General features: G+C 66.2%; 3 protein-coding genes and 1 pseudogene. All 4 read left to right on the forward strand.

What is annotated here, in order from left to right; all coding sequences use genetic code 11:
* Positions 1-824: pseudogene (fusA, locus tag WAW85_RS16590) on the forward strand (elongation factor G); the annotation flags it as partial.
* An 88-nt stretch (positions 825-912) separates the two neighbouring features.
* Positions 913-2,109, forward strand: a complete 1,197-nt coding sequence (tuf, locus tag WAW85_RS16595) for an elongation factor Tu (RefSeq protein ID WP_422560685.1) — start codon at positions 913-915, stop codon at positions 2,107-2,109.
* 134 nt (positions 2,110-2,243) lie between these two features.
* Complete coding sequence (rpsJ, locus tag WAW85_RS16600) at positions 2,244-2,552, forward strand: 30S ribosomal protein S10 (RefSeq protein ID WP_422560686.1); 309 nt, start codon at positions 2,244-2,246, stop codon at positions 2,550-2,552.
* A gap of 47 nt (positions 2,553-2,599) precedes the next feature.
* Positions 2,600-3,207 (forward strand): 50S ribosomal protein L3 (gene rplC, locus WAW85_RS16605; protein WP_422560687.1); only part of this gene is annotated, 608 nt, incomplete at its 3' end.

Below are 3,207 nucleotides of genomic sequence, written 5' to 3' on the forward strand. Positions count from 1 at the left end.
AGCTCGGCGTCGCCATCCAGCGCCTCGCCGAGGAGGACCCGACGTTCCACGTCCGCACGGACGAGGAGACCGGCCAGACCATCATCGGCGGCATGGGCGAGCTGCACCTCGAGGTGCTCGTCGACCGCATGAAGCGCGAGTTCAAGGTCGAGGCGAACGTCGGCAAGCCGCAGGTCGCCTACCGCGAGACGATCACCAAGCTGGTGCAGAAGGTCGACTACACGCACAAGAAGCAGACGGGCGGCTCAGGCCAGTTCGCCAAGGTGCAGATCGACATCGAGCCCACCGGCGGCGGCGAGGGCGGCTACGAGTTCGTCAACAAGGTCACCGGCGGACGCATCCCCCGCGAGTACATCCCCTCGGTCGACGCAGGCGCCCAGGAGGCCATGGAGAGCGGCGTGCTCGCCGGCTACCCGATGGTCGACGTGCGCGTCACGCTCCAGGACGGCGCCTACCACGACGTCGACTCCTCCGAGCTGGCCTTCAAGATCGCCGGCTCGATGGCCTTCAAGGAAGGCGCACGCCGCGCCGGACCCGTGCTCCTCGAGCCGATGATGGCTGTCGAGGTCACGACGCCCGAGGACTTCATGGGCGATGTCATCGGCGACCTGAACTCCCGCCGCGGCCAGATCCAGGCCATGGAGGAGCGCTCGGGAGCCCGGGTCGTCAAGGCCCTGGTTCCGCTGTCCGAGATGTTCGGCTACGTGGGCGACCTGCGCAGCCGCACCCAGGGCCGGGCCAGCTACAGCATGCAGTTCGACTCCTACGCGCAGGTTCCCACGAACGTGGCGACGGAGATCATCGCGAAGGCTCGCGGCGAATAGTCGCGGATCACACAACCACCCATAACCAACAGATCAGCACACCGATCCGCGACAACGCCGGACGGCAAGAGGACAAGGGAGAACTCAAGTGGCGAAGGCCAAGTTTGAGCGCACCAAGCCGCACGTCAACATCGGCACCATCGGTCACATCGACCATGGCAAGACGACGCTGACGGCAGCCATCACCAAGGTGCTGCACGACAAGTACCCGGACGTGAACCCGTTCACGCCGTTCGACATGATCGACAAGGCTCCTGAGGAGCGTCAGCGCGGCATCACGATCTCGATCGCGCACGTCGAGTACCAGACCGAGGCGCGTCACTACGCGCACGTCGACTGCCCCGGCCACGCCGACTACATCAAGAACATGATCACCGGCGCTGCCCAGATGGACGGCGCCATCCTGGTGGTCGCCGCCACCGACGGCCCGATGCCGCAGACCAAGGAGCACGTCCTCCTGGCCCGCCAGGTCGGCGTCCCGTCGATCGTCGTCGCGCTCAACAAGTGCGACATGGTCGACGACGACGAGCTCATCGAGCTCGTCGAGATGGAGGTCCGCGAGCTGCTGTCGACGTACGAGTACGCCGGCGACGACATCCCCGTGGTCCGCGTCGCGGCCTTCCCGGCGCTCCAGGGCGACGAGAAGTGGGCCGAGTCGATCCTCGAGCTCATGACCGCCGTCGACAACTACATCTCCACGCCCGAGCGTGAGGTCGACAAGCCGTTCCTCATGCCCGTCGAGGACGTCTTCACGATCACCGGCCGCGGCACCGTCGTGACCGGTCGTATCGAGCGCGGCATCGTCAAGGTCAACGAGGAGATCGAGGTCGTCGGCATCCACCCCGGACCGGCCACCAAGACCGTCGTCACCGGCGTCGAGATGTTCCGCAAGCTCCTCGACGAGGGCCAGGCGGGCGAGAACGTCGGCCTCCTGCTCCGCGGCATCAAGCGCGAGGACGTCGAGCGCGGCCAGGTCTGCTGCAAGCCGGGCTCGATCACCCCGCACACGGACTTCGAGGCCTCGGTCTACATCCTCTCGAAGGACGAGGGCGGCCGTCACACGCCGTTCTTTAACAACTACCGTCCGCAGTTCTACTTCCGCACGACGGACGTCACCGGCGTCGTCACCCTGCCGGACGGCAAGGACATGGTCATGCCCGGCGACAACACCAACATGAACGTCGAGCTGATCCAGCCCATCGCCATGGAGGACGGACTCCGGTTCGCCATCCGTGAGGGTGGACGCACCGTGGGCGCCGGACGCGTCACGAAGATCCTCAAGTAGTTCCGAGGATCCCCGGAACTTCGTGGGGGGCGGCGCGACCCGCTGCCCCCCACGAAATCCACCCGCACCACCCGTACGTCAGTCCAGAAACACCATTCGCAGCGGCACTACACGAGTAAGGACACCAAGCCATCATGGCGGGACAGAAGATCCGCATCCGGCTCAAGGCCTATGACCACGAGGTCATCGACTCCTCGGCGCGCAAGATCGTGGAGACGGTCACCCGCACCGGCGCGAAGGTCGCGGGACCGGTGCCGCTGCCGACGGAGAAGAACATCTACTGCGTGATCCGTTCGCCGCACAAGTACAAGGACAGCCGCGAGCACTTCGAGATGCGCACCCACAAGCGACTCATCGACATCCTCGACCCCACGCCGAAGACCGTCGACTCGCTCATGCGCCTCGACCTGCCGGCTGGCGTCGACATCGAGATCAAGCTCTAACCGCATCCGTCACAGCGACTTCGACTAACGAGGCAAGGACACATCAGATGGGCACCAACGTGAAGGGCGTTCTGGGCGAGAAGCTCGGCATGACCCAGGTCTGGGATGACAACAACAAGGTTGTCCCCGTGACCGTGGTCAAGGCCGGGCCGTGCGTCGTAACCCAGGTCCGCTCGCCTGAGACCGACGGCTACTCAGCCGTCCAGATCGCCTTCGGTGCGATCGACCCGCGCAAGGTGAACAAGCCGGATGCCGGCCACTTCGCCAAGGCCGGCGTGACCCCGCGCCGCCACCTGGTCGAGATCCGCACCGACGATGCGACCGAGTACACGCTGGGCCAGGAGATCGGCACCGACGTCTTCGCGGCGGGCCAGATGGTCGACGTGGTGGGAACCACCAAGGGCAAGGGCTTCGCCGGCGTCATGAAGCGTCACCGCTTCCACGGCCTCAAGGCCTCGCACGGCGTTCAGCGCAAGCATCGCTCGCCGGGCTCCATCGGCGGCTGCGCCACCCCGGGCCGCGTGTTCAAGGGCATGAAGATGGCCGGCCGCATGGGCGGTGTCCGGCAGACCACGCAGAACCTCGTCGTCCAGGGCATCGACGCCGAGCGCGGCCTGCTGCTGATCAAGGGCGCCATCCCCGGCCCCAAGGGCGG

The organism is Gordonia sp. (in: high G+C Gram-positive bacteria) (assembly GCF_049299075.1).
GTDB lineage: Bacteria > Actinomycetota > Actinomycetes > Mycobacteriales > Mycobacteriaceae > Gordonia.